This is a genomic window from Bradyrhizobium sp. SPXBL-04 (genome assembly GCF_051853035.1).
GTDB classification, from domain to species: Bacteria; Pseudomonadota; Alphaproteobacteria; order Rhizobiales; family Xanthobacteraceae; genus Bradyrhizobium; species Bradyrhizobium zhanjiangense.
Genome location: NZ_CP182472.1, coordinates 6,389,121 through 6,415,555, shown reverse-complemented (window position 1 = coordinate 6,415,555; position 26,435 = coordinate 6,389,121). Strand labels below are relative to the sequence as shown.

The following is a 26,435-nucleotide window of genomic DNA, read 5'->3' as shown; positions in this document are numbered from 1 at the left end:
TCCCCGACTCCTCGGGGATATCGCCGGCTCTCACGACGGGATGTCTGAGGGCCTTTTATCACGAGGGGCGGGATGCCCCGCATTTCCGGGATGGATATGCTCAAAGCAGTCGTCAAAGATATCAACGAACTCGATGAGGGCCTCCGCGGCTATTACGTGCAGAAGGACGGGAAGTTCTTCCTCAACGTCACGCCGGTCGAAGGTTACGAACTCGACAACGTCACGGGGCTCAAGACCGCCCTCGGCGCGGAGCGCAACAGCGTCGCCGTGCTCAAGGAGCAACTGAAGCCCTACGAAGGCCTGGACGTCACCGCGGCTCGCACCGCGATGGAACGCATCACCGCCTTCGGTGACATCACGCCGGAAGCCGCGAAGACCGCGGTGGAAACGGCGCAGCGACTGTCTGCACTCGATCCCGAGAAGCAGGCCGAGCAGATCGCCAACACCAAGCTCGAAACCATCAAGGGCCAGCTCTCCGCTCAGTACGGACTGAAGGAGACCGAGTGGACCACGAAGGTGAAGGGCCTGGAGGATTCGGTCTCCAGCCTGACGGGGCAACTGAAGAAGATCATGGGCGAGAGCCTGATCCAATCTGAAGTCGCCAAAGCCAACCCCCTGGACGACGCGCGGGATGCCGTCGAACTCCTGGTGGGCAAGTTCGTCCGCACCTCCATGAAGGACGGCAAGGTCATCACGGAAGTGATCGACACGAACGGCAACCCCCGCATCAAGGACGTGAACGGCACGCCGTTTACGGTCGCCGATCTCGTTGCTGAGATCCGCGAGAAGTCCGCATCTCTCTTCAAACCCGACGAGAAGCGCGGACTGGGTACCAACCCGACCAATCAGGGCACCCAGCCGGCAGGCGGGGTTGTGAATCCCTGGGCCGCGGAGACCCGCAACATCACCCAGCAGATGGTGCTGGAAAACACCAAACCCGATTTGGCCAAGCAGCTCAAAGCAGCGGCCGGCGTGAAGGACTAAGTCCTCCCGCCTTCCAACACGCACGCGCCCGGACCTGTGTCCGGGCGTTTGCTTGAATGCAAAAGCTCGCGGCCAGTCATCACAACAAGAGTGAGAAATGACTGCCACTGCTCTCGCGGACATGATCGTCCCGACCAAGTTCAACAAGTACGTTCAGGTCCTGTCGACCCAGAAGTCCGAACTGTTCCAGTCGGGCATCATCACCGACCTGTCCAGCGTCATCGACGCCGAGATCGAAGGTAAGACGGTCAACATGCCGTTCTTCAACGACCTCGACGCCTCCGACGCCGAGCAGATCCTCGATGACTCGACCGATCTGACCGTCAGCAAGATGACGACCGGCCAGGACGTGGCCGTGAAGCTTCTGCGCGGTAAGGCGTTCGGCGCCACCGACCTCGCGGCCGACCTGTCGGGCGCTGATCCGATCGACGCGATCGCCAACCGTTTCGCCGACTGGTGGAACAAGCGCATGCAGACCGCGTTGCTCGCGACCCTCGCTGGCGCGATGGGCTCGGCCAGCATGGCTGCGAACGTCAACGACATCTCCGGCCTGACCGGCGGAGCCCAGTACTTCGACGCCGACTCGTTCATCGACTCCGCGTTCTTGCTCGGTGACGAGCAGGGCGGTCTGAACGCCGTCGCCGTCCACTCGCTGACGCTGAAGGCGATGGTCAAGGCTGACCTGATCGACTTCGTGCCCGACAGCCAGGGCAAGCTGACCGTCCCGACCTACCTCGGCAAGAGCGTCATCGTCGACGACTCGATGCCCGTGTCGGGTGCCGGCGCGACCCGCATCTTCACCACCTACATCTTCGGCCCCGGCGCGATCGGCTACGGCGAGCGCTCCCCGAAGACCCCGGTGGAGGTCGAGCGCCAGGCTCTGAAGGGCATGGGCCAGGAGTACATCGTCAACCGCCGCCAGTGGGTCATGCATCCCCGCGGCGTGAAGTGGCTCGGCGCCAACCAGGCAGGCGTGACGCCGGCCAACACCGAGCTGGCGGACGCCACCAACTGGCAGCGCGTGTACGATCCCAAGATCGTCCGCATCGTCGCCTTCAAGCACATGCTGGCGGCCTAATCGTCTCTGACGGTTAGTATGTGAAACACAAGACCCTCCTCGGGAAACCGGGGAGGGCTCTTTGTGACTCTGGAGACAATCATGTTTGGATCGAAGGGCTTCCGGATGCGCGAAGCCGCGGCATTCCGCCGTAACCGCAACCAGCGACTCGTTTCGGAGGACATCCGCAATGCTCGTTTCGACAACATCAATGGCCGGGCCGCGCCGAAGGCGGAAGCGCCCGTCCAGTCCGAGCCGGAGGTGAAGGTCGAAGCGCAAACCGCCGTCGAACAGGCCGAAGAGACGCAGGTCGAGCAGACCGAGGCTGATGCAGACGCCGCTGGCGACGATGCTGGTGACGCTGAAGTCGATGGCGAAGGCGACGAGGACGAAGGTGAGGCTGATGCCTCAGCCGACAAATCCAAGAAGGCGCCGAAGAAGAAGGCCGGCAAGGCCAAGAAGTAAGGACCTGTGATGGGCTACGCGACCAAGGAAGACATCGACGAGCTTTACGGCACCGACCTCCTTGTTCGCGTAGCCGATTACAACAAAGACGGCACCCCGGACCCAGAAGTTGTTGCCAAGGGCCTGCAGGGCGCCGACGAAATTTGCGACGCCTATCTGTCGGCGATGTACACGATCCCGGTCGTCCCGACGCCCGGCGTGGTGAAGAACTGCGCGATCGACATCGCCGTCTACAAGATGGCGCTCGGACTGACCAGCCGAACGACCGAGATGCGGACCCGCTACGAGGACGCACTGGCGCTGCTGGAGAAGATTTCAACCGGCAAGGTCGGCCTTGGGCTGCCGCCGGAGACCACCGACAACGGTGACGGCACCAGCACCACGACCAACCCGAATGCCAGGCGCTCCGGAGGGTCATTCGACTGCGGGAGGGCCTAATGGCTGGCCTAAAGCTCGAAATAGACAGTCACGACATACGTCGGCTGACCAAACGCATTGAGACCCTGCTGCACGATGTGCTCGAAATGCACGAGGTGTACGGGCAGGCCGCCGAATACATGAAGCGGTCTACCGTGAACCGCGTACTGCGCACCAAGACATCTCCGGAAGGAGAGCGCTGGGAAGCGCTTCGCGATGTGACGGTGAACCTGAAGGGCAACGACACCATCCTGTTCGAGTACGGGGATCTGGCCAGGAGCATTCAGGTCTCTGACGTCAGCAACGACGGCTTCGAACTGATTGCCGACTCCAATCACGCCTCATTCATGCAAGAGGGCGTCAAGCGCACCCGCGGCATGATCAAGGGCAAGACCATCCCGCCGCGGCCCTTCATGGGCTTCTCGGACGAAAATAAGCGACGGATCGCTACGATGATCCGTGACTATCTGGCCCATGGAGGCGACTGATGAGCAAGATCGTCGACTTCCGGCAACGGATCATCGACACGATCAAGGGCATGTACCCCGACATGGATGTCGATTGGTACGATGGCCTGTTCGACGAGCACGACATCGCTGACTGGACGGTGAAGACGCCGTCCGCGCGTGTAGCTGTGATGAGCACGACCGGTGAGCACGAAGTGACTGGCGAGCTGAATGCGCGCCTCCGATGCGTGGTCGTCGTGATCGACGAGAACCGGTATGCAGCCCTCGATGGCGATGCTCGTGCCTGGGAATACGTCGAGAACATCGCCCTGAAGGCGAACCTGAACAAATTCGGCGACCCGAACGCGGCGCCGGCAACCATGGTCAAGTTCCGCAGGATCAGCCAGCCCGTCCTCCGCCGCGAGGGCGTGTCAATTGGCGTTGTGGAATGGGAGAGCGATCTCACGATCGGCACCAACCGCGTCCTGACACGGGACTTCTTCTACCGTCCGGACGGCACGATGATCACGCAGACGCCGCAGACGGTTCACACCAGCGGCTACGTCCACAACGCCACTGGCGCAGCGGAGACCGAGACGACGGACTTCACTGTCGAGGAGTAGCAATGAGAGCCCTTCTGGCGATCGAGCGCCGCATGCAGGACCTCGAACGCAAATTCGAGAACAAGGAGCGGCTCGGCAAGATCGTCGCGGTCAAGTACGAGAAGGATCGCTGGTACGTCAAAATGAACGACGGCCAGGACCAGACACCCAGCGGATCGCAGTCAAACGCCGATCCGATGAACGGCGAGGGCACCGTCAAGAGCGACTGGCAGCCCTGGCAGAGCTTCTCGCACGGCACGATGAAATTCTCGGTGCCCCCGAAGGTCGGTCAGGAAGCCCTGATGCGATCGGTCGGCGGCCAGGCCGAGCTTTCGACGGTCGAACCGTTCCACTACGGACCCAAGACGCCGTCTCCGCACGGCAAGCAGGATGAGACTGTCGGCCTGATCCACGAGAAAGAGGATCAACAGCACTGGCAGCACTCGACCAAAGACACCAACCACCTCATCATCAAGACCAAGAAGAAGTCAGGCGGCATCGGCGGCCTCGGCGACATCGGCGGACTTGGTGACCTCGCCAACATCGGCCAGATGGCGGGCTTCAGCGGCCTGGACTTCTCCGGCATGCTGGGCAGCCTCGGCAATCTCGGCAATCTCGGCAGTCTTGCCAATCTCGACATCTCGAACATCGCCAACCTGACCGGCATAGCCGGCCTCGGCGACATCGCCAAGCTCGCCGACTTCGGCAGCATGGCCAAGATGGTCGGCCTGCCTGACATGGCACAGCTCGGCAATCTAGCCGGCATCGCCCAGCAGGTCACGGGCGCCGGGCTCACGAGCCAGGCCGGTCAGATGATCGGCGGCGGCGCGGGCGGAGGTGCAGGCATCCCCGAGAGCCTCGGGGGCAAGAGCAAGGAAGACGCTCCCAAACTGCCGGACGTTCCGGAGGAGGGCGACGACGGCGTCACGCAGGTGAAGTCGACCAAGGAGTTCATCCTCAAGACGGTCGGCAAGAGCAAGTCGTATTACCGCCAGGACGAGAACAAGGTCCACATCCGGTTCGGTGAGGACAACGCCAAGGCCGACGTTCTCATGGACGAGAACCAGGTCAAGATCCAGTTCAAGGACAAGAAGGCCGTCGTCACCTGGAAGGAAGACCAGCTCAACGTCACCTACGGCGAGGACCAGTCGAACATCCAGCTGACCGACGAGGAGATTGTCATCACGCAGGGCAAGGACGCCTCGCGTGTCACGATCCAGCAGGACTACGTCGAAGTGAAGGGCGCTGCTGAGTGCTCCTGCGGCGTGGACGGTCGCTGGGTCTACATCAATCAAGGCCGCGTCAATCTCGGCGTCTCCGGTCCCAAGGAAATGGCCGACAAGCGCGTCATGACCGAGGCAGGACCGTCAGAGGTCGTCTGGGCCAAGACCGCCTAACGGAGGAACAATGGCGACGTCGCAGTCGACCGAGCACCTGGTCGACGTCGACCGCTTTACGGGCGAGTTGATCCAGGGCTGGGAGCGCATCAAGCAAAGCATCTACGTCATCCTCACCACCAGGCTGCGCACTCGTTTGATGCGCCTGTGGTGGGGATCGAAGTTCATCGACATGCAGGACAAACCTGGCAACCAGGAAGTCATCATGGCCGGCATGATGGCCGCGATCGCGGCGATCAACACCTACGAGCCCGAGTTCAAGGTGACGCGCGTGTCGATCGATGAGTTCGATGCATCAGGGAAGATCACGATTACGATCGAGGGCGTCGACCTCGTGGATGCCGCTCTGAAGCGGACGAAAGTATCACTCTAGCGAGGGTCAAATGCCCAACTACACGTCGCCCGCGCTGTATATCGACTTCGCGCGACTACCACCGCCGGACGTGGTCGAGACGATCGTTTACGAGGACCTGCTTCAGCGTTACAAGGACGAGGTCATTGCCAAGGACCCGAGGCTCGCGGCGGCAATCAACCTCGAACAGTCGCCAACGAACGTCATCCTCGAACCTCAGGCATACGGCGAGTTGCTCGTTCGAGCCCGCATCAACGCGGCGGCCAGGGCAGTCATGCTGGCCTTCTCGAAGGGCGCAGACCTCGACAACCTCGCCGCCTTCTTCGGCGTTCAGCGCGCGGCCGGCGAGACCGACGACAGCCTGCGGCGCCGGGCACAGCTCGCTCCAGAGGCGTTTACGACCGCCGGTTCTGAAGGCGCCTACATCTACCAGGCGCTCACCGCCGACGTCCGGATCCGGGACGCCACCGCCGTCAAGATCAATGAGCGCGGCGGGGTTCAGGTCACCATCATGCAGAATGGTTCTGACCCGGTTCCGACCAAGGACATCATCTACAACGTCATCACCAGGCTGAACTCGAAAGGGATCAAGCCTCTGACGGACGTCATCACGGTCGTACCGGTCAAGGTGCTGAAGCAGCAGATCGTTGCCAATGTCACCCTGTATCCCGGTCCCGACGCTTCGCTCGTCATGGCCGACATCGGCAAGGCGCTCAACCAGGTGCGTGCCAATGTCTCCCTGATCGGGCGGGACCTGACACGGTCAGCAATCATTTCGGCCCTCAATCAGGAGGGTGTCCAGTCCGTCGATCTGATCTCGCCGGCACAGAATGTGGTGGTGGATAACAGCCAGTGCGCGCTCATCGAGTCCGCTACGGTCAATCCGCTGCCGACCCGGATGGAGTAAGCGATGGCGAACACTCCGACCCGGTTGATGGACAACATCCTGGCGCCGAACGCGACGGTCTTCGAGCGTACGCTCGCCTCGCAGGTCGATCGCCTGCTGGACCTCGACATTCCGATCCGGCTGCTGTGGGATCCGTGGCGATGCCCTGAGAACCTGCTGCCTTACCTGGCATGGGCTCTCTCGGTCGACATGTGGGATCCGAGCTGGCCGATCACCAAGCGCCGCAGTGTGATCGCCAATGCGATCAAGCACCACCAGATCAAGGGCACGCTGAAGTCGATCGAGACCTATCTCGATCTTATCGGCAGCCAGGTGATCAAGGCAACGGTGCCGCCTGCCAAGCTGTTCTCCGGAGCTTCTCTCACCAAGGAGCAGCGCGAGGCATGGCTCAGCCAGCTTCCTCAGGTCAGGATCTACCAGAATTACCTTCTGGGCGCCGGCAAGAAGCGGATGTTCTCGGGCGGGGCGCGCTATCACAGCTTCCTGGAGAACAGGTTCACCTGTCCGAATGATGCCATCACGCGGCTTTCAAAGAAGTCGGTCTGGGTCGTTGGCGGCGTGGAGCAGGACACCAGGATCGAAGTTGACCGCGGACAGTACCGCCTCTTCGTGAAGGCGCATCTGCCGTACTCGATCTTCTGCAACCGGCCGCTGAACCTGAAGAAAAAGTTTCCGGTTCCGTCGACCGCCTACAAGCGCATCATCACGATCGCCCCGCTGGTACTCAGCCCCTGGCGAATTGCCGTTGGACCGTCGCTTGAGCCGGTATCGACCACGCCAGAGATCGTGACGATCACCGGCAAGGAAGGTCATGCAGTCTATAGTGGCCGGCCGATCCACAAGCGCTACTACGTTCCGTCGATTGCTCCATATCAGACCTTCGAGCGATACGCGATCAATGATGGCTCCATCCAGATGCCGCAGCGACCGACTGTCCAGTTCATGGGGGTCGGACGATATGGCATCCAGCCGCACTCGGCAGAGCTGAAGGTGCGGATGCAATCCAGGTGGAGCAGGTTCAAGGCTCGGCTGGGGCAGCCGTTTGCTCCGAGAACCAGCTTCTTTACGCCGCACGACGGCCGCCTGATGCTGGAAAACCGCAAGGCTATCATGGCTGCCAAGCGCCTGAGCGACAAGATCGTCCTAGACACCAACACCAAGCCCGGGTTCATCGCCGGGCTGCCGAAGTTCGCTGGCGATCCCATCGTCATTTGATCTTTTACACCCCAAACGCACATAGCCCATCGTCGCGGGACGGTGGGCTTTTTCGTGCCCAAAACAGAGGCCTTAGATGGACCGCGAAGTAATCTTTAGGGACTATCAGGAACAGGTAGCGACCGACCACAACAACATCCAGGACTACGTTCAAACCGCGATGGACAACATCGTGCATGACGCAGTCGCCGCTACCCGGAAGTATTCTGGCCTGATGGCCACCAAGACCGGCCAGGTCGAAGTCACGGTTGGCGCCGGACGGGTGTATGACGCTGGTGCCGTCTATAACCTCCGTTCAGTTTTGACGCAGTCGCTTGCAACCTACGTTGCTGCCGCCGCCCGTCGAATGGTCACCATCTCCGCCTACGGCCAGACCGTAGAGACCGATGTCGAGACCCGCGACTATCTGACCGACGTTGACACCGGCACCGTCGAGCCGCGTGCTGTCGCGATGACGCGCTCGCGCGATGTGCAGATCGTGTTTACGGCCGGCGCAGAAGCCGCCGATCCGGTCCCGCCCGCAGTGCCGGCCACGCATGTCGTGATCGCGAACATCCTGCTGGATACCACCCAGATCATCTCGATCGACATGCAGGATCAGAACGCGGTGGTCTCCACCGACGCTCTCGACATCCGCACCGATCTGCTCGAAGCTTTCAAGGCGATCATCGAGCCGCGCGTCACCTCGCTGGCCTCGGACCTAGCGGACCTCGCGAACCGCGTCTCGGGCCTCAGTGACAAGCAGGATCTGTCCCGGGTGGTCGAAGATCTCGCCCGCGTCAAGGAGAGCCTGCGCTATCCGTCCGACGCTTCGGGCTTCGACGCCGACTTCTTCCTGGACATCAACAAGTCCGACACCACCAACACCCTGCTCCTCGGCTACGACACGAAGATCCAGGAAGGTATCCGCTTCCCCGACGCGAATGCCAACCAATTCGAGATCTCGCTGTTCTCGGCCAACGACCCGAACGCCTCGAACGTCGGCGGCTTCTTGATGCCGAAGTATATCGAGGTGGTGAAGGTCCAGACCGGCGCCTACAAGGAGTCGCTCGGCATCGCCCAGTACGGCTACCAGGTCCACAACATGCAGGTGGGCTACATGTCCCGCACGCGCCTGCGGTACGGCGGTGGTCTCGAGGTCTGCACCAACGGCAACAACTACAACATCCCGGGCCAGCCCGCGAACGCGACGAACCTGTACGACTTCGGCAGCGTCGGCTTCACCACGTACTACCAGAACTACCAGGACACGGCTCCCGGGATGCAGTGGCATCAGGGCTACCGCACCGACAACTGGTGGCTGGACACCTGGGAAGAGCCGTTCATGTACGATGTGTACACGAACCAGGCCATCACTGGCGCTCAGGTCGCCCAGACCTTCCTGGTCTCCAACGACATGATCGCGACCCGGGTCGGCTTCTACATCACCGCCAAGGGTGCCAACGAAGACATCCACATCGCGCTCGCGGAAGTCACCGCGGGCCAGCCCGATCTCACCAAGGTCTGTCTGAAGACGGTGTATCCGCAGGCCTCGATCGTCAACGGTTGGAACACGCTTCCGATCCAGCCTACCTTCCTGGCGAAGGGTAAGCGGTACGCCTTCGTGTTCATCTCGAACGCGAACCACCAGATCGGCATGACCTCCGGTCAGAGCTACCTGGACGGCACGTTCTTCTACTCGACGGACGGCCTGTACTACCTCGGTGACCTCACCAAGGACATGATGATCCAGGTCTACGGCGCCCAGTTCGCCGCGGCCCAGGTTGCGATCGAGTTCGCTCCGATCACGCTCGACGGCGGCTTCCGTACCGTCGACATCCTCACTGAGCAGTGGGTACCCGGCTCGTGCGATCTCGTCTACGAGATGCGCCCGAACGGCTCCGGCCAGTGGGAGCCTCTCGTTCCGGATAACTCCGGCGTTCTGGCCCAGGCTCCGCCGCTGGCGCAGTTCAGGGCTCGCTTCGTCGGTACCCAGGACATGATGCCGATCCTGCATCTGACGGGATCTCGCGTCACGGTCTACCGGCCGAAGACGGCGTTCAAGCACGTCTCCAAGGCACAGACTGTTCCGGCGATGTCGAGCACCGCCAACAACCTGGTCATGGAGATCCTGCTCGAAGGTTTCGACTCGACGCCGCATACCTACGGCATCACGGTTCGTGTTGGATCGACCGAGTACAACCCGGTCACCACCGTCTCCGCCGTCAAGGATGCGACCGCCAAGCGTGTTCAGAAGACGTTCACCTTCAGCCTCCCGGCTGGAACGACGTCCTTCGTGATCGAGCAGACCGGCACCACCAACTCGCCCCAGGTGACGTATCACGTCGCCGAGCGCGTCTACTACACCAAGTAAGGCTCAAACATGGCAGACACGAACACCGCAGCCGCTCCGGCGGCTGCTCCTGCTGCTGCGCCCGCGGCTCCGGCAGCGCGCACTCCGGATCCCAAGAAACGCTACAGCATCAAGCTGGGGCGTGCCGCTCAGGTTGCGCCCGGGATCTGGGCAAGTCCAAGACACGAAGTCACCGTTTTCGGAGATGTTGTCTCAGCGCTCGGTGATGCCGTCCTCAGTTTCGAAGAGGTCTAAGGAATGGCCCGCCGATTTCAGCAGATCTATCAGGTCAAGCCGAGAGACAATCTCGGCGACCCCGAGTATTGGAATCGGCGGTTCGATGACATCGATCGTCGCGTTTCCTCGAACGAGGATGAACTCGATTCGATCGGCGGTCTAAGCACCTACATCGAAGGCCTCGCGCTTGACCGGTTGAACCTGGTTCTGGCGCCGGCCCTCGACAAGGTGGCGCTGGTATCCCGTCAGGGCTTCCTTGTCGTCCACCCGAATACCTCGATCACCCTCGATACGACGACCAGCCAGACTTTCGTGGTCAGCGACACGGCAGAGCGCGAGCTGTTCGAGCCATCACCGTTCCTGACGGTCTGCCGTGTTGGCAGCCAGAACGACTACGCATTCGCCAAGCTGATCTCATACAGCAAGGATACGGGCGAGCTGGTGATCCAGCCGGTTGAGATCCACGGAAATCCCGGCCCGTTCACCGATTGGGTCATCTATGTCGGCACCGCCATTTCACAGGCGGTGGTCGACATCCTGGCGCAGGTGCAGTCCGCACGTACCGACGCCATCGCCGCTAGGGACGCCGCAGCTGCAAGCGCTGTTCAGACCGCCAGTGACGCCGCCGCTGCCCACGCCGACCGACTCGCAGCTGACGCCTCTGCATCCGCCGCAGCGACCATGGTTGCCAACGTAACGGCAGGGTCATCGCCGGGTGTGAACGACACGCTGGTGAACACCCTGAACACAGCCATTGGCCTCGCCATCGCTCTCGGCTGACCGTCAAGATTTAAGGACCATCAATGCCTCTCGCTCGCTTTACGACTCGCAACATCGGCACGGCGTTGACGGCGCTGAACACGGCTGTCCCGGCTGGCAGTAGTTACACCGTGATTGGTATGTCGATGTGCAACACATCGCCCAACCCGATCTCCGTCGACCTTCTCCTTCGTGAGACGGGTCCGAACGACACCTACGTGCTGAAGAGCTTCACGATCCCGGCCGGCGAGACCCTGTTCCCATGGGGGACGCTGGGCAAGGTCGCCATGATCGCTGGAGACCAGGCCTTCGCCAAATCAAGTGCCGCCGCATCCCTCGATGTGGTCATGCCGTATTATCAGAGTGGTGCATAATGACTGCGTTCGCAGGACCGGGTCCGGCTTCACGTCCGCTCACTGAGGCCGATATCGTCGCTGCGGGCGACAGCCGATATCTGAACATCAAGCCAGAGTCATCCGGCGCCCGTCAATCGCAATCCTCCTACCTCGATAGAGCCTCCGCCCGCGCTGTTCTTGGCGTCACCAAGAAGAATTACATCATCAACGGCGGGATGCAGATCTCGCAAGAGAATGGCTCGACTGCTGGCACAGTAAATGGATTCTACCCGGTTGATCAGTGGACTCTGGCGACGACCGCAGGGGTATCATTCTCTGTCGCACAGGTTGCAAAGCTGACGCCTGGAGGTTCACCCAACCGAATCCGCGTGACTGCAACTGCTGCCGTCACTCCAGCTGCCGGCACCTACACCACCCTTCGACAAAAGATCGAAGGGGCGAGAATGGCCGATCTCCTCTTCGGAACTGCTTTGGCCAAAACGATCACGATCCAACTTGGCGTGAACGCTCCCGCCGGCACCTATGGCGTGACCATCTTCAACGGCGCCACGAACCGCTGCTACACTGGGCAGTTCACCATTGCGCCGGGGGAAGCTGGCACTGACGTGGTGAAGGCAGTGGTCATCATTGGCGATACTACCGGAACGTGGGCGACCGACAACACCACTGGCATTCAGCTTGATATCGTGTTGACCTCAGCAGGCTCAGTGCAGACCGCTCCAGGTTCGTGGGGTGTGCCAGGTGGATTCTTCACCAACGCACAGACGAACTTCTTCGCCACCAACGGCAACGTGTTCGAACTGTTCGACGTTGGACTCTATGATGGTTCGGTGGCCCCTGTGTTTCAGCTTCCAGACTACTCAAGCGAATTGGCTCTGTGTCGGCGCTATTATCAGAACCTTGTCGGTTCGGGTGTCAACGCTTCGCTCGCCGCCGGGGTGTGTCATAGCAGCACGTTGGCTTTGGCCACTTGGGTGTTTCAGCCGTCCATGCGTGCGACACCCACGATATCGGGCACCGGATCGGGTGGTTTGCAAGTTCGCACCAACGGAACAAGTATTTCGGTTTCGAGTATCGGCACCAACGGTGTCACTGCCCAGTCCGCAACAGTATCTGCCATCGTGTCAAGCGGCATGGTCAGCGGTCAGGGGTGTCAAATTGAAATCTCTGTGGCCGGCTCTGGCCTCTTTGCCAACGCAAGGATGTAACAATGTCTGACTATCAACTCACCGAATCCGATACCGTCATTCGCTTGGCCGACAGCGCCTGCATCCCGAATGATCTGGCGAACGTCGATCGCCAGGCCTACGAAGCCTGGCTTGCGGCCGGCAACACGCCCGATCCCTACGTTGCTCCGCCGGTTCCCGTGCCGACGAGCTGCACCAAGCTCGGGCTCAAGCGCGCCTTCGACGAGATCGGCCAGTGGTCCGCTGTGAAGGCGAACATCGCTGCCAATCCTGCAACCCAGGAAGAGTGGGATCTCTGCATCGAGGTCAAGCGCTCCGATCCTCTGGTGCAGGGCATGATCGCGTCGATGAATCTGACCAGCGATCAGGTCGACAATCTTTTGATCCGGGCGAACGCGCTCGTCTAAACAGGAAATCCCACCATGTCAGGTTTCGTCGGCAACGGCCCCAATGGAGTGGGGCGGTTCGCGCGGTTTCAGTTCTCGGCAGCCGCAAGGCAGGCCACGTTCGGCGGCACCGACAAGAATGGCCTGACGCTGCGTTACACGCCCGGTCAGGTCGAGGTTAGTCTGGACGGCTCCTGGCTGTCGCCCGATGACTACATCGCCACCGACGGATCCACGATCACGCTTTCGCGCGGCGCGAATGCGGGCGACACCCTCTACGTCTTCGCGCCGACCAATTTTGGCGTGGCGGACTCGGTCTCCTTCCTGGCGCCGCAGCAGCTTTCCGCCGCTCAGCAGGGGCTCGCGGCTGCGAACCTGGGCGCCTTGAGCTACTCCGTGGTCCAGGCGACAACCGCGGTTCAGCAGGCGATCGCGCGCGCCAACGCCGGTATCACGAAGAAGAACTACATCATCAACGGCGGCATGCAGATCTCGCAGGAGAACGGGACGACTGCCGTCACTGCGGTTGGATCTCATCCGGTCGATCAATTTGCAATGCGCGGCAACACGCTTCCCTGGTCGGCGGCCCAGGTTGCGAGCCCGACGCCTGGCGGATCACCGAACCGCATTCGTGTCACCTCAACTTCGGCGCACGCTCTCGCGGCGGGAGACCTCACGGCCATCTCGCAGTCGATCGAAGGTCAACGGTGCGTTGATCTGAAGTTCGGACAGTCGGGTGCAAAAAATTGCGTCTTACAGTTCGGGGTGAAGGCGCCCGCAGGAACATACTGCATCACCGTTCAGAACTCAGCTTCGACGCGCTCATACGTCGCGGAATATACAATCTCGGCGGGACAGGCCAACACCGATATCATGGTGTCGATCCCTATTCCCGGAGACATCGCTGGCACCTGGAACACCGACAACACAGCAGGGATCATCATTTGGTGGACCCTGACTTGCGGTAGCTCTTTTCAAGGACCGGCGGGTTCTTGGCAGGGCTCGGCGATCTACGCGACATCGAACCAGTTCAATTTGCTCGCCGCCAATGGCAGCGTCTTCGAACTGTTCGACGTTGGGCTTTACGAAGGCAACGCTGCGCCGCCATTCCAATTGCCTGACTATGCCGGTGAGATCAGCTTGTGCAAGCGATACTGGCAGCAGTTGCAGTCATGGGTCGTTGACACGGGTGTGCAGGTTTTCTCCACAGTGTTGCCGGTGAAAATGCGAGCCACACCTACGTTTACCGGGGGTGCAGCAGGCTTCGCGGCCAACGGCTTCACAGATGGTCAAAGCGGGTATTTTTCCCAGACCTCCCGTGGTGCTCAGACAATCAACGCGAACGCGAGGCTTTAATCTATGACACGCGCCTTCGAACGCGGGCTCTCGCAGTTCCGCAAGAACTACATCATCAACGGCGCCATGATGCTGTCGCAGGAGAATGGAACGACGGTAGGAACGGCGAACGGCTACTTCCCTGTCGATCAGTTTTATGCGGCGTTCAGCAATTCGGGCACCATCAGCATGGCACAAGTTGCTAGTGCTACGCCCGCAGGATCGCCCAACCGCTTGCGTGTTACGGTGACAGCCGCTGACGCTTCGGTTGCTTCCGGTGACTTCTTGAACATCACGCAACCTGTTGAGGGGTTGAGGATTGCTGATCTGAAATCTGGATCGGCTACCCCCAAGACAGTTGTTTTGCAATTCGGTGTTAAGGCGCCTGCGGGGACCTACTGCGTTGCGTTCAGAAACGGTGCTCCAAATCGGAGCTATGTTGGCGAATATACGATTTCGGCAGGAGAAGCTAACACCGATGTCGTAAAGACGATCAATTTAACGCTCGACAACACCGGGACTTGGGCGATCGACAACACTGCGGGTGTGTATCTGTCCTGGTCGCTTATGGCTGGCTCTACCTACCAAACCCCAGCAGGTGTATGGACTGCTGGAAACTTCTTGGCTAGTGCCAATCAATTCAACTTCATGGGCACCAACGGCAACGTGTTCGAGCTGTTCGACGTTGGTCTCTATGAAGGCACGACGGCACCTGCGTTCCAGGTTCCCGATCCGGTGATCGAGCTACTGCTCTGCCAGCGGTATTTCTGCTCCGACTTCGCAATCAACACGCCTCCTGCTGACAACATCCAAACTCAGAAGTTCTTCGGCTCGGCGGTGAACAGCGCTGGTCTGGCGTCGCAGAAACTCAAATTCCCGGTCACGATGCGGGCTGCGCCGACAATGACGTTCTATGCGTCCAACGTGAAGGCGTCCCCGGTCGCAGGTCAGTGGCAATGGTTCAACGGCTCGGCCTATGTCGATGGGTCCGGGATCAGCACATTCATGGTCGGAGCAGACGGATTTGGCGCCTCTTTCTCCACGTCAACGGTCACCACAAACAACTCCTACCTCGTCGCGGGTAGCTGGAAAGCCAATGCGAGAATGTAACCGATGACACGCGCCCTCGAACGTGGCCTCAAGCAGGTCCAGAAGAACTACATCAGCGGCGATCCAAAGCTCCTTCACCAACAACCGTAGCGCGCTGTTCTACAAATCCGCGAACGCCACAGGCAACGGCTACTTTGAAGACGAATACGTGCTGAACGCGAGAATGTAACGCCTCGTCGAGACCCTAACTAACCAACCAACCTCCACCAGGCCGCCCTCACGGGTGGCTTTTTTCGTTTGGGAGAACCCTACGTGACTGTTCAATATCTCCACGGCATCGAGACGATCGAACTCGACAGCCCCTCGGGACCGGTTGAGACCGTCAAGTCGAACGTGATCGGCTTGGTCGGCACCGCCCCTGACGCCGACCCGAATATCTTCCCGCTCAACACTCCGGTGCCGGTGTTCGCCGACGCACTGAAGGCGGGTCAGCTGAAATCCACGGGCACGCTGCTCGACGCCGTCGACGCGATCTACAGCCAGAAGTCGGCTGTCGTTGTCGTGGTCCGCGTCGAAGAGGGCATGACCCAGGAAGAGACCTGGTCGAACGCCGTCGGGTCGCCGTCAGGCAAGACCGGTATCTGGTCGCTGCTCAAGGCGCGTCCGATGCTCGGCCTGGTGCCGAAGCTCCTGGTCGCCCCCGGCCACACCTCTGGTCGCCCGAGCAACGGCATCAAGAACCTCGTGATCGCCGACCCGGGCTCGAACTACGTCCTCGCCACCACGACCATCACGATCGACCCGCCCGCAGCGGGCGGACGTCAGGCCACGGCTGTGCCCCAGGTGGTCGCCGGCAAGCTGACCGGCGCGATCATCACCGACCCCGGCTTCGGCTACGACACCGTCCCCACCGTCACCATCGCTGGTGCAGGTGCGGGTGCCGCGGTCACCGCGACGGTGGACCACGTCGCCAACCCGGTCGGTGTCGCGATGGCTTCCATCGTCGATCGCCTGCGCGCAGTCGCCTTCCTCGACGGCCCCGGCACCTCCTACGAGGACGCGGTGTCCTATCGCCAGGACTATGGCAGCCAGCGCATCTCGATCGTCGACCCCGGCGTTCTGAGCTGGGACATCGAGAACTCCATCTACGTGACGAAGCCTGCTTCGGCCTACGCGGCCGGCATCCAGGCGCGCATCGACGAGGAGAAGGGCTTCTGGTACTCGTTCTCGAACGAGCTGATCCAGAACATCGGCGGCCCGGCGCGGCCCGTCGACTTCATGCCGAACGATCGCGACTGCGAAGCCAACCAGCTGAACAGCCAGCAGATCACGACCATCATCCACGATGACGGCTTCCGGTTCTGGGGTCTGCGCAACACCGGCACCGACCCGCTCTGGGCTCAGCTGTCGGTCCGCCGCACCGCTGACATGGTCTACGAGAGCCTGGAGCGCGCTGAGCGTTCGCGCCTCGACAAGCCCTTCAGCCTGCAGCTGCTGTCCGGCATCCAGGGCGACGTCAACAAGTACCTCCGACTGCTCCGCGCTCGCGGTGCTCTGATCGGTGGACGGGCGTGGATCGACCCGACCATCAACACCCCGGCGACCTTCGCTGGCGGCGAGCTGACGGTCGACTTCGATCTCGAGCCCCCGGCCTGCTTGGAGCACCTCCAGTTCCGCGCTCGACGAAATCCGAACTACTACAACGATTTCATCGAAGAGTTCACGCGCACGATCGCCAACAACGCCTAAGGCGTAGGCGCTCCGCAGCATCAACCACAACACAGCTAGTCATGAGCCGCTCGGTCCTGATGGGCCGGGCGCGCTCTGGCGTGGCCGGAGACATAAATGAGCAATCTTCGCGACAGCAACATCTTCCAGGACTTCACGGTCTGGATCGACGACATCGGCAAGATCGGCGAGGCCCCGAACTTCCAGCCGCCCGAAATCAACATCCAGACGGAAGAGTTCCGCGGTGGTGGCATGGACGGCACGGTGGAAATTCCGTACGGCATCGAAAAGATCGAGTTCGACTTCAACCTCCATACCTGGGACGAGCAGGTCTGGTCGAACCTCGGCTACGGTCCCGGTTCGCTTGACGTGCCGATCACCTTCCGCGGTTATCTTCTGACCGCGAGCGGCGCCGAGAAGGGCGTCGTGATCGAAACCCACAGCCTGATCAAGTCGATCAAGCCGAGCCGCGTCGAGGCCGGCAAGAAGGTCGACATGGCCGTCAGCCTGTGTGCGAACTATTTCCGTCACGAAATCGACGGCAAGACCGTCACCGAAATCGACGTGTTCAACAAGATCACGGTCATCGGCGGACAGGACCAGAGCGCAAACGCTCGGCGGATCCTCGGCTTCACCTACTAAGGCGTAGCTGCAGAGATCGGACTACCCACTGGCCTCGCCTTAACTGGCGGGGCCTTTTTCTTTCTGTGCAAGACAAGGCGTGCAAACTATGGCTACCGACAAGAAGAACTTCCCCCTCAAATTCCCGTTCGAGCACCGCGGTGCGACCTACATCGAGTTCAAAGCTCGTCGGCCGAAGGTCCGCGACATCCGCACGTTCATCAAGAACGTCGAGAAGGACGGCATGGGCGCGATGGAGAAGGTGCTGGCCGACCTGTTCGAGGTCGACACCGTCGTCATCGCCGAAATCGACTCCGAGGACTTCGCCCCCATGAAGCAGTGGTTCGAGGGTTTTTTGGAACTCATGACGAACGTATCGGACGAATCCTAATCGACAGCTTCCCGATCTTCGAGCGCTTCCACTGGACGCTCGAAGACGTGGAGAGGCTGGAATGGGACGACTTCATCGCAATTGCTGAAGGCGTCCACGCGCTGAACATGCGCGACGCCGAAGAAATGGCACGGATACGTGCAGCTCAGGGCCAGAAATAGCCCTGAGCATCCTTTTTTTTGACTCCGGGGAGCGGAATGTCCGACAACAATCTCGACATCAGGGCGCGCCTTACTGGCGAAGACAAGCTGTCCCCGACCGTCGTGAAGCTTTTGGCGAAGATCAAGAGCCTCGAAGACCGGATGGCCAGCTTCGGAAAGAAGGCCAGGTCGACCATCACCGATATCCCGATGGAAGGCTACATCAAGAAGCTCGATAAAACGGGCAGGTCTCTGAATGGTCTCACCCAGAAGCACTTGACCTGGGCCAAGCAGAACAACGTTCTCAACGAGAAAGCCGGCCTCACCTGGGGTCTGCTCACCAACGAAATCATCAAGCTGCAGAAGCAGCACGAGAAGCTCGAAGGCGTCAGGAAGCGCGGAACGAAGAAAGAGCGCGACCGCCTCGAAGGGCTGCTGAAGATGCACTACAAGAACGCTCAAGCGTTCATGTATCTCCACAACAAGGTTGGCGACGATAAACTCAACCTCTCGCGCCGCATCTATGAGCAGGAGCAGAACCTGCTGGCGGCCCACCTGCGCAATGAGCAGATCAGGCAGCGTCGGCACTTCACGAACATTGCCCGTATGCGCCGTGAGGCGATGGGCGCGTTCGGCTCAATGTCCCGGATCGGAAATCGAGCCGCCCCATACGCCGTCGCCGCAGCTGGCGCAACGGGATACGGCGCCGTCAGCGCCTTCAGAACGCGCATGAGGGCAGACACCGCAGAGACGAACCTGCGGATGTTCGGCGAAATGAGCCAGGATGAAGTGCGCAAGATGCGCCAGTCCTACGGCAACGGAGCGGCCATCAAGTACGGCTTATCGCCCGACAAGATGATCGACGCCTACACCGAGGTCATCAAGGCCGGTGTTCCCAAGGATAAGGCGCAGGCCGTCACCGACACCATCTTGAAGTCTGGGGCGGGTCTCGATCTTGATCTGAAGGAGACGACCAAATTCGCCACTCGTGTGGCGACGCTTACGCAGGACATGTCAAAACTTGATCCTGACAAGCTGAAGAGCGTTCTCAACGCGGTCGCAATCGCCAACATCGATACGGCTGCCGACTCGAACGAAATCATCGCTGCCAACCGCAGGGCGGCCGGCGTCCTCGTCAACAAGAACTTCAAGGCCGAGGACCTTTCTGCCTTCACGTCGATCGGAGTTTCGGCCGGTCTTCAGTCGGCAAAGGCCGGCTCGGCGATCCAGTTCATGTACAACGAACTGGCCGGCGCCAAGAACGCGAGGGGCAAGCGCGCGCAAGACCTGGCCCAGGTCGGGAATATGCTTCACATGGGAGGCCGCGAAGGTCTGTCCCGCAAGATGTTGGCTAGTCCGGCCGACACCATGATGGAGATTTTCAAGCGTATCTCCGGCATGAACCCGCAGGATCAGGCGAAAGCGCTGAATCTGTTGGGTATGCGCGAGTGGCGTGATGAGCTTGCTGTCTTCGCTAAGGAATACCCCAATCTCGTCAAAGTTCTCGCGGACATCCGCGATCCAAAGAACAAGCTGAAACTCGATGAGATCAGTGCGCAGAAGCTGAAATCGCTTAGTGGTCGGTGGAAGTCGCTGACTTCTGCAATGGCCCTGATCTGGGAAGCGGCCGGCGCCGGTCTTGAGAAAGCGTTCGGAGAGATCTCGGAGTTCTTTACCGGATATCTCCAGAAGTTCGATACGCAGAAAATCTCCTCAATCGTCGAGGGGTTCACGACCGGTCTCGTCCAGGGCCTCGGTTACGAGAACTGGACCGCGATGCTCAAGGACTCCTTCGGTGATCCGAAGGACTTCGATGCAGCCGGCTGGGCCGAAAAGGTCCGCCTGTTCACGAAGGGGTTCATGTCAGAGCTGGTCAAGATGTGGCATGTTGCCTCTGAGATGTTCAACGGAGCTGCAGCCGCGTTCGGCGGTAGTGATCCCGAAGCGCTTGGACGTTTCACCGGACACATCCTCGAACTGATCGTTGCGCTGAAGTCGATAGGCACGCTTGCCGAGACGATGAACAACGTCATCACCTTCTTCAAGGGTTTCGCCGCTATCCTTGGCGTGCTCAAACTCACCCCCGTCATGCGGTTCATCGCTGGGTACGCCGGAGCTGCTCCCGCAATCGCTGGAGCGACCACGAACCAGGAAGACGATGAGCTGAACAACGGTGCCGACAAATGGAAGATGCTCCGTGACAAATACGGGCAGGCGACCATCGACGCAGCCCGTAAGAAGTACCAGCCCTGGTATCAGTTCGGCAAAGGCTACGCTGGTGAGAACGAGCAGTGGATCAAGCAGTATCTTGAGGAGAAGGCGAAAGACCCGAACTTCAAGAAGTCCAGCTACACCGGCTCGACCGACTTCTCTGGTCGACGTCGAACCAGCGATCTGGCTGACAGTCTGACCAAGTTCACCGGCAAGGTTGAGCGCGCAGCGTTCATCAATAGCGGCCCGGGCGGTCTGCAGTACGCAGCGCTCGGCGGCGGATCTGGTCGGGGGCTTAGCGGCTCAGGTGGGGGCAGCCTTGGCGGTCGCATCATCGGAGGCGTTCCCGCTCTGCTCAAGAGCACTCCGGGCAGCGCGCTGCCGAACATGGGTATCGGCCCGAGCGGCAGCATCATCCGGCGCGACAAGATTCCGTCGTTCGGCGGCGTTGGGCCGGGTGGCATACCCGGCTCGCTGAACAAGGGAGCGTTCGAGAGGACGTTCGCTGGAACGCCGCTCGCAGGCAAGTACGACTCGGTCGTGGCGGCTGCTCGAAGGGCAGGTGTAAGTCCGGCGCTGCTTGCGTCTGTGATGGCTCAAGAGACCGGGCGCGGCAAGCACATGTTGGGCAATAACCCCGGCGGCATCATGGGCAAGGGCGGGTTGATGCAGTTCGGCGATCTTGATGCCGGCATCGACAGGACGGCGCTTGCGGTCGCGAAGAACTACAACGCGGCCGGCGGAGACCTCGCCAAGATGCGTGATCGTTACGCACCTCTGGGTGCCTCGAACGACCCGAGGGGTCTGAACGGCTCCTGGCTCCCTGGCGTCCAGAAGTTCATGGGCGAGATGGGTGACGGCACGCAGGTCGCGAGCAACTCGGCTGCGGCGATTGCGCCTGGCGTCACTCCAGGCCTGGCTGACAAGCTTGGACTCCGCGGCAAGGCCAACTTCATGCATGGCCAGTACGGCGGTGTCGGAGAGAACCTGCAGACGATCACACTGGCATCCGGCAAGAAGCTGACGGTCAACGCCGCGGCGGCAGAGTCCTTCAAGGGATTTGCCGACGAGCTTGAAGCCTCCGGCTACAAGATCAGCTCCATCGGCGGCTTCGACAAGCGCGGCAAGCGCAAGGGTGGCGGCTGGTCGCAGCATGCCTACGGCAACGCGATCGACATCAACCCTGGAAAGAACGCTCAGGACGGCACGGGTCGAACCGACATGCCGGCGAACGTTCGCGACATGGCGGCCAAGTACGGCCTGTCATGGGGTGGCGATTGGTCCAAGAAGTACAACGATCCGATGCACTTCGAGTGGAATGGATCGCAGCCCTGGAAACAGAAGGGCGTCACCGATCAGGTGCCGCCAGCGAGTATGATCCAGAACGTTCCGCCTCCGGCCTCGCCGGCAAGCGGAATGCTGCAAACGATGAATGGTGGCGGCGGTGGCCCCGTCCAAATCCACATCAACGGCAGCAGCCACGATCCGGAAGCGCTGGCAACGCTGGTGCAGCGTCGCATCGACGAGTCCATGAACTGGCGCACCCACGACACCTCGTCGGAATACACCTAAGCCCCGCGGGGCAACAACTAAAGCTCGGCCCTGCGGGGCCGGGCTGCTACTCTCAAAAATCAGAGGAAATAATGGCTGAAGTGCTGCTCGGTCTCGGATCTCAAGATCCTGCTGCGACCGACGAGACCGGATTGATCCTCTTCTACGTGCCACAGAAGGGCATCGACACCCCAAACTTCGAAACAATTCAGCGCGACGCGCAATACACCTGGACCTCGGCCGATCGCCTATCACGCGATCCTGCGATGCAGTTCACAGGTCCAGGCGAGGACAATGTGGTCGTCGACGGTCGCATGTTCCCTTACCATTTCGGCGGTCTCTCAACGATTGAGCGCATGCGCGCCGCGGGCCGCGCCGGCAAGCCGATGATCCTCGTCAGGTTCTACCCGCTGACAAATCCAGACGGGTACGGCTCAGAGGTGCTTGGCAATTACGTCATCAGACGAGTCCGCACCGTCGAGTCCAAGATCGGCGTGATCGGCATCGCACACAAGATCGACTTCACGCTGGAGCTTCAGCGTTACGGCGACGACCTAGCGTCAACAACCGATCTCCTTCAAGAGGTCCTCACGAGCTAATCATGTCGACGTACATCACAAAACTCTACGATCGACTCGATCGCATCTGCTACGCCCGCTACGGCTCGTCGGACAACGATATCGTCGCTTGGGTGATCGAGCAGAACGACGGCATCGAGCTGCAAGGGATCGTGCTGTCCATGGGTCTGATGATCAACCTGCCGGAGCCGCCGCGAAAGCTGAAGCAGGCGCCGGTCATCCCCCAAATCTTCCTCTGGAAGTAACACCAGCATTCAAAGCGAGCGCATTGGCCGTCCTCCGGGGCGGCCTTTTTGCGTTTTAGGAGGCATGAGTGACCACCGGTTACACCCCGATCTATCAGGTCTACAAGGGCGCTGAGGACATCACCGGCCGGCTCAACGACCGCACGTTACAGATCAGGGTCGATCTCCAGTCCGGAAACGGCAATGACGACCAATGCACGATCATCATCGACGACCGGGATTGGCGCGTCGCGAGGCCGCTGACTGGCGAAGATATCCAGGTCTGGCTCGGCTATGAGGAGGTCGGTCTCGCCTATATGGGCACCTTCGAGATCGACGACGTGACGTTCCTGGGTCCACCTCGGCAGATCAAGTTGGTGGGAAAGTCGACCGGCTCCAGCGACATTCAGAAGGCCCCGGCGATCAGGGAGTACGCGAACTTCACGATCAGCCAAATTCTTGGCCACATGGCGGGGCAGACCGGTCTCGCAACAGCAATCTCCGGTGACCTCGGCAATATCCAAATCCCTTTCAAGAACCAGATCACCAGCAACCTCCACATGATCCATGAGCTGGAGCGCCTCACTGGCGCTGTGGCGAAGGTGGTTGATGGCAAGCTGATGTTCATCAAGCGGGACGGCGCAGAAACAGCCAGCGGCACGGCTCTTCCGACCCTTGTGCTACATCCCGAGCATTTCGGCACCTGGCAAGTCCGCTACACCAGCAAGCCTGGATACGGCGAGGTGAAGGCCGCGTGGTTCGACAAGGACGAAATGGTTCGCAAATGGGTTGGATCAACAGTCACGAGCGGCGATGGTGGCGTTGGTCTCGCGAAGAAGTTCGGCGGTGCATTCAACATCGGCCAGCTCTTCAACTCCGAGGCTGAGGCCAAGGCTGCAGCAGCATCGCAGGCCGAGAACTTCAAGCGGGCCGAGGTTCAGGCAGTGTTCGATCTGGCCAAGGGCGATCCATGGATCAGGGATCAGCAGACGTTGCTCGTCACAGGCATGCGTGACGGTATCGACGGCTCGTACGTCATCGACAAGGTCACCCACAGTTACATCAAGAGCACCGGCATCAAATCGCAGATGGAATGCAAGGCGCCGGGTGACGGCACCAACTACGAGGAAGCGTCCACGGAGTTCATGCGGCCAGGTCCGGGCGAAACGCTCGGCGAGTACCTGCGCCTACACCCCAACGTCAATCGATGGGATCTGTCCCAGAGCGACATCGACGCGATCAATCAGGGTGGTTTCGACCACTAACCAAACGAGTATCAGATGTTCAGTCAAGAAATCATCGACGCCATTGTGGCGGCGGCGAAGGCCGAAGGCTGGCCCGCTTCAGCGCTGCTGGCAGTCGTGGAGTGCGAGACTTCAGGAAAGCCTTTCGAGCAGGACAATCACACCCCCTCTCTGCTCTTCGAGCGCCACAAGTTCTACTCGGAACTTCAGAAGCATCAGCCGAGCAAGCTCACCGCGGCGATCCGTGCCGGGCTCGCGATCCCGAAATGGAGTCGCAACACCCAGTACAAGGACCAGGGCACGTCTTCCGGCCGCCTAAACGTCATCGCGAAGGCGAGGGCGATCGACGAAGAGGTCGCCAACCGTGCGGCGTCCTGGGGCCTTGGCCAGACCATGGGCTTCAATGCCGAGAGCCTGAAGTATCCGAACGCGACTGAGATGGTCGCCGAGCTGTCGAAGGGTATCGCCGAGCAGGTCGACGCGCTGGTCCGCGAGATCAAGGTGAACCACCTCGACAAATATCTCATTGCGAAGAACTTCGCGATGTTTGCCCGCGGTTATAACGGCGCCGGCTACAAGCAGAACAACTACGACACCCGCATGAAGACTGCGGACGATCGCTGGGGGCGTCGCCTTGGGCAGATCGCGTCGGGTGAGTTCTATCCGAAGCCGGGCAAGACGATCACCATGGTCTATCAGACCAAGCTGAATGAACTCGGGTTCAAGGTCGGCAAGGTCGACGGCGACTGGGGCGACCTGACCACGGGTGCGTGCTCCGCATTCCAGCGGCGCGAGGGCCTGAAGATCACCGGTCACCCGAACGATGAGACCACGGCGCTGCTCGACAAGAGCGAGGAGCCCCGCGAGATCGCTCCCGAACGTCAGACAGCCACGGTCGATGACCTGCGCTCTGCAGGCTCTCAGACCATCCAGGCTGCCGACAAGGGCTCACTGGTGTCGAAGATCCTGGTCGGCGCTGGCGCCCTCGGAGGCGCTCAGCAGAGCGGCGTCCTCGATCAGGTCCAGGGCATGGTCGACAAGGTTCAGCAGCTCCAGGGCATCGTGGACAGCGTCCATAACCTAGTTCACGCGCTCGCGCCCTACTGGTGGGTCGGTGTGATCGCGGTCGGCTTCGTCACCTGGAAGCTCTACGGCGACGTGATCAAGCGTCGTCTGCACGACCACCAAACCGGAGTTCACCTTGGATAACGTCATGGAGAAGGCCGCTGCCATCAGGGACGCGGTCACCTACTACTGGGCAAGAGCCACTGCGTTGTTCGCGAGCAAGGCTGTCAGGGTCGGTCTGGCCCTGGCAGTGGTCGCGGCGATCGCCGGCTACGCCTATCACTGCGGTGCCGCCGGCAAGGCCGAGCTGAAGGCTCAGGTCCGGCAGCTCCAGGAAGATCTGCGACAGGCCGACGAACGGCCGGCGCCGCAACCTGCAATCCCCTACTGGCAGTGCAACGGTCCGAAAGAGACCCGCCACCCGCAGTGCCCGGACGAGAGCGCCGCCGATCAGCGCGGCGAAGAGCTGGCTCGAAAGCTTGTCGAGTCCGAAGAGGCGAAAACCCAACTTCAAAGGAAGGTCAAGGACTATGAAACGCGGCTGGCTCGCCGGCCTGCGAAGGGCGGGGCTTTTACTCTGTCTCCCGCTGACGCTCGCAGCCTGTCAAACGTCCGGTAGCAACGCTCCCATCGAGCGGCGCATGGACGTCACGCCCTGCCTGAAGGTCGCCCAGACGGTCTCGCTGCCGTCCATCAAAGCCGGCATGGATGCCCGTGCTGTCATTGCCAGGTACCGGCAGGCACTCATCGACGCAAACACCAACATCGACGACACCAAGGCCTGCATGGCCCTGCTCGATCGAGCAGAGACGGAAGGCTATTTCTAATGACTGACTTCAGCGACATGCTGCCGTACATCGGGCCCGTGGGGGTCCTGTTCGGCATCTTCTCGGGCGTCTGGTATCGCGTCGAAGGGAAGATCACCGCTGGTGTTGCCGACGCCAAGGCTGCGGGCCTCGCCGCGGCTAAGAAAGCAGAAGAGGCCGACAAGGCCCTGAACGAGTTCAAGCTCAAGGTGGCCGAGGAGTACGCCTCCTGGGACACCGTTCGCTCGATCGAGGCCCGCCTTACGGAGCGGATCGACGGCCTGTCCGAGCAGGTCATGAAGATGCCCGACACGATCGTCGCGCGCATCGTCGACATGATCAAGCTGTCCAAATAAACCGACCGCTCAGGCCCTCGGCCAAGAGCCGGGGGC

The 26,435-nt window shown here is 60.8% G+C and carries 28 protein-coding genes; all 28 read left to right on the top strand.

What is annotated here, in order from left to right; all coding sequences use genetic code 11:
• Positions 1-72: 72 nt before the first annotated feature.
• The 28 genes from ACNJX8_RS30525 (at position 73) to ACNJX8_RS30390 (ending at position 26,399) form a co-directional block, all read left to right on the top strand.
• Positions 73-984: a hypothetical protein gene (locus ACNJX8_RS30525; protein WP_439357791.1), complete on the top strand. Its 912-nt coding sequence runs from the start codon at positions 73-75 to the stop codon at positions 982-984.
• A 97-nt stretch (positions 985-1,081) separates the two neighbouring features.
• Entirely contained in the window at positions 1,082-2,062 is a 981-nt protein-coding gene (locus tag ACNJX8_RS30520) for a major capsid protein (RefSeq protein WP_439357790.1), read from the top strand.
• Positions 2,063-2,143: 81 nt separating this feature from the next.
• The gene (locus ACNJX8_RS30515) at positions 2,144-2,506 is read left to right on the top strand and encodes a hypothetical protein (RefSeq protein WP_439357788.1); all 363 of its coding nucleotides are present in this window, start codon (positions 2,144-2,146) and stop codon (positions 2,504-2,506) included.
• A gap of 9 nt (positions 2,507-2,515) precedes the next feature.
• The gene (locus ACNJX8_RS30510; protein WP_439357786.1) at positions 2,516-2,944 is read left to right on the top strand and encodes a gp436 family protein; all 429 of its coding nucleotides are present in this window, start codon (positions 2,516-2,518) and stop codon (positions 2,942-2,944) included.
• A complete protein-coding gene (locus tag ACNJX8_RS30505) occupies positions 2,944-3,411 on the top strand; it encodes a phage virion morphogenesis protein (RefSeq protein WP_439357784.1) in 468 nt (155 codons plus the stop codon). The genes ACNJX8_RS30510 and ACNJX8_RS30505 overlap by 1 nt, the downstream gene beginning before the upstream one ends.
• Positions 3,411-3,992, top strand: coding sequence for a hypothetical protein (locus tag ACNJX8_RS30500; RefSeq protein WP_439357782.1), 582 nt, complete (start codon positions 3,411-3,413; stop codon positions 3,990-3,992). The genes ACNJX8_RS30505 and ACNJX8_RS30500 overlap by 1 nt, the downstream gene beginning before the upstream one ends.
• 2 nt (positions 3,993-3,994) lie before the next feature.
• Entirely contained in the window at positions 3,995-5,368 is a 1,374-nt protein-coding gene (locus tag ACNJX8_RS30495) for a hypothetical protein (protein ID WP_439357780.1), read from the top strand.
• 10 nt (positions 5,369-5,378) lie between these two features.
• A complete protein-coding gene (locus ACNJX8_RS30490) occupies positions 5,379-5,741 on the top strand; it encodes a GPW/gp25 family protein (protein WP_439357778.1) in 363 nt (120 codons plus the stop codon).
• Between the two features lie 10 nt (positions 5,742-5,751).
• On the top strand, positions 5,752-6,627 hold the full coding sequence (locus ACNJX8_RS30485) for a baseplate assembly protein (RefSeq protein ID WP_439357776.1): 876 nt from the start codon (positions 5,752-5,754) through the stop codon (positions 6,625-6,627).
• Between the two features lie 3 nt (positions 6,628-6,630).
• Positions 6,631-7,842, top strand: a complete 1,212-nt coding sequence (locus tag ACNJX8_RS30480; RefSeq protein ID WP_439357775.1) for a phage tail protein I — start codon at positions 6,631-6,633, stop codon at positions 7,840-7,842.
• 76 nt (positions 7,843-7,918) lie between these two features.
• Positions 7,919-10,195 (top strand): hypothetical protein, encoded by a 2,277-nt coding sequence (locus ACNJX8_RS30475; protein WP_439357773.1) that lies wholly within the window; start codon positions 7,919-7,921, stop codon positions 10,193-10,195.
• Between the two features lie 237 nt (positions 10,196-10,432).
• Complete coding sequence (locus ACNJX8_RS30470) at positions 10,433-11,191, top strand: hypothetical protein (protein WP_439357771.1); 759 nt, start codon at positions 10,433-10,435, stop codon at positions 11,189-11,191.
• Between the two features lie 23 nt (positions 11,192-11,214).
• Positions 11,215-11,544 carry a hypothetical protein gene (locus ACNJX8_RS30465; protein ID WP_439357770.1) on the top strand — a complete coding sequence of 110 codons (330 nt, stop codon included), beginning with the start codon at positions 11,215-11,217 and terminating at the stop codon, positions 11,542-11,544.
• A complete protein-coding gene (locus ACNJX8_RS30460; RefSeq protein WP_439357768.1) occupies positions 11,544-12,734 on the top strand; it encodes a hypothetical protein in 1,191 nt (396 codons plus the stop codon). Before ACNJX8_RS30465 ends, ACNJX8_RS30460 begins: the two co-directional genes overlap by 1 nt.
• A gap of 2 nt (positions 12,735-12,736) precedes the next feature.
• Complete coding sequence (locus ACNJX8_RS30455; protein WP_439357766.1) at positions 12,737-13,120, top strand: hypothetical protein; 384 nt, start codon at positions 12,737-12,739, stop codon at positions 13,118-13,120.
• Positions 13,121-13,135: 15 nt separating this feature from the next.
• On the top strand, positions 13,136-14,455 hold the full coding sequence (locus tag ACNJX8_RS30450; protein WP_439357764.1) for a hypothetical protein: 1,320 nt from the start codon (positions 13,136-13,138) through the stop codon (positions 14,453-14,455).
• A 3-nt stretch (positions 14,456-14,458) separates the two neighbouring features.
• Positions 14,459-15,544, top strand: coding sequence for a hypothetical protein (locus tag ACNJX8_RS30445; protein WP_439357763.1), 1,086 nt, complete (start codon positions 14,459-14,461; stop codon positions 15,542-15,544).
• Positions 15,545-15,796: 252 nt separating this feature from the next.
• Positions 15,797-17,233: a phage tail sheath subtilisin-like domain-containing protein gene (locus ACNJX8_RS30440; RefSeq protein WP_439357761.1), complete on the top strand. Its 1,437-nt coding sequence runs from the start codon at positions 15,797-15,799 to the stop codon at positions 17,231-17,233.
• 96 nt (positions 17,234-17,329) lie between these two features.
• Complete coding sequence (locus ACNJX8_RS30435) at positions 17,330-17,854, top strand: phage major tail tube protein (RefSeq protein WP_439357759.1); 525 nt, start codon at positions 17,330-17,332, stop codon at positions 17,852-17,854.
• Positions 17,855-17,942: 88 nt separating this feature from the next.
• Complete coding sequence (locus ACNJX8_RS30430) at positions 17,943-18,224, top strand: phage tail assembly protein (RefSeq protein WP_439357757.1); 282 nt, start codon at positions 17,943-17,945, stop codon at positions 18,222-18,224.
• 272 nt (positions 18,225-18,496) lie between these two features.
• Positions 18,497-22,147: a phage tail tape measure protein gene (locus ACNJX8_RS30425; RefSeq protein ID WP_439410290.1), complete on the top strand. Its 3,651-nt coding sequence runs from the start codon at positions 18,497-18,499 to the stop codon at positions 22,145-22,147.
• A gap of 71 nt (positions 22,148-22,218) precedes the next feature.
• Positions 22,219-22,725 (top strand): phage tail protein, encoded by a 507-nt coding sequence (locus ACNJX8_RS30420; protein ID WP_439357753.1) that lies wholly within the window; start codon positions 22,219-22,221, stop codon positions 22,723-22,725.
• Between the two features lie 2 nt (positions 22,726-22,727).
• The gene (locus ACNJX8_RS30415) at positions 22,728-22,949 is read left to right on the top strand and encodes a tail protein X (protein WP_439357752.1); all 222 of its coding nucleotides are present in this window, start codon (positions 22,728-22,730) and stop codon (positions 22,947-22,949) included.
• A gap of 68 nt (positions 22,950-23,017) precedes the next feature.
• Positions 23,018-24,193: a phage late control D family protein gene (locus ACNJX8_RS30410; RefSeq protein WP_439357751.1), complete on the top strand. Its 1,176-nt coding sequence runs from the start codon at positions 23,018-23,020 to the stop codon at positions 24,191-24,193.
• Between the two features lie 15 nt (positions 24,194-24,208).
• Positions 24,209-25,381 (top strand): N-acetylmuramidase domain-containing protein, encoded by a 1,173-nt coding sequence (locus tag ACNJX8_RS30405; RefSeq protein WP_439357750.1) that lies wholly within the window; start codon positions 24,209-24,211, stop codon positions 25,379-25,381.
• Between the two features lie 4 nt (positions 25,382-25,385).
• Positions 25,386-25,856 (top strand): hypothetical protein, encoded by a 471-nt coding sequence (locus ACNJX8_RS30400; protein WP_439357749.1) that lies wholly within the window; start codon positions 25,386-25,388, stop codon positions 25,854-25,856.
• 22 nt (positions 25,857-25,878) lie between these two features.
• On the top strand, positions 25,879-26,064 hold the full coding sequence (locus ACNJX8_RS30395; protein ID WP_439357748.1) for a hypothetical protein: 186 nt from the start codon (positions 25,879-25,881) through the stop codon (positions 26,062-26,064).
• A complete protein-coding gene (locus ACNJX8_RS30390) occupies positions 26,064-26,399 on the top strand; it encodes a hypothetical protein (protein WP_439357747.1) in 336 nt (111 codons plus the stop codon). The genes ACNJX8_RS30395 and ACNJX8_RS30390 overlap by 1 nt, the downstream gene beginning before the upstream one ends.
• Positions 26,400-26,435: the final 36 nt, after the last annotated feature.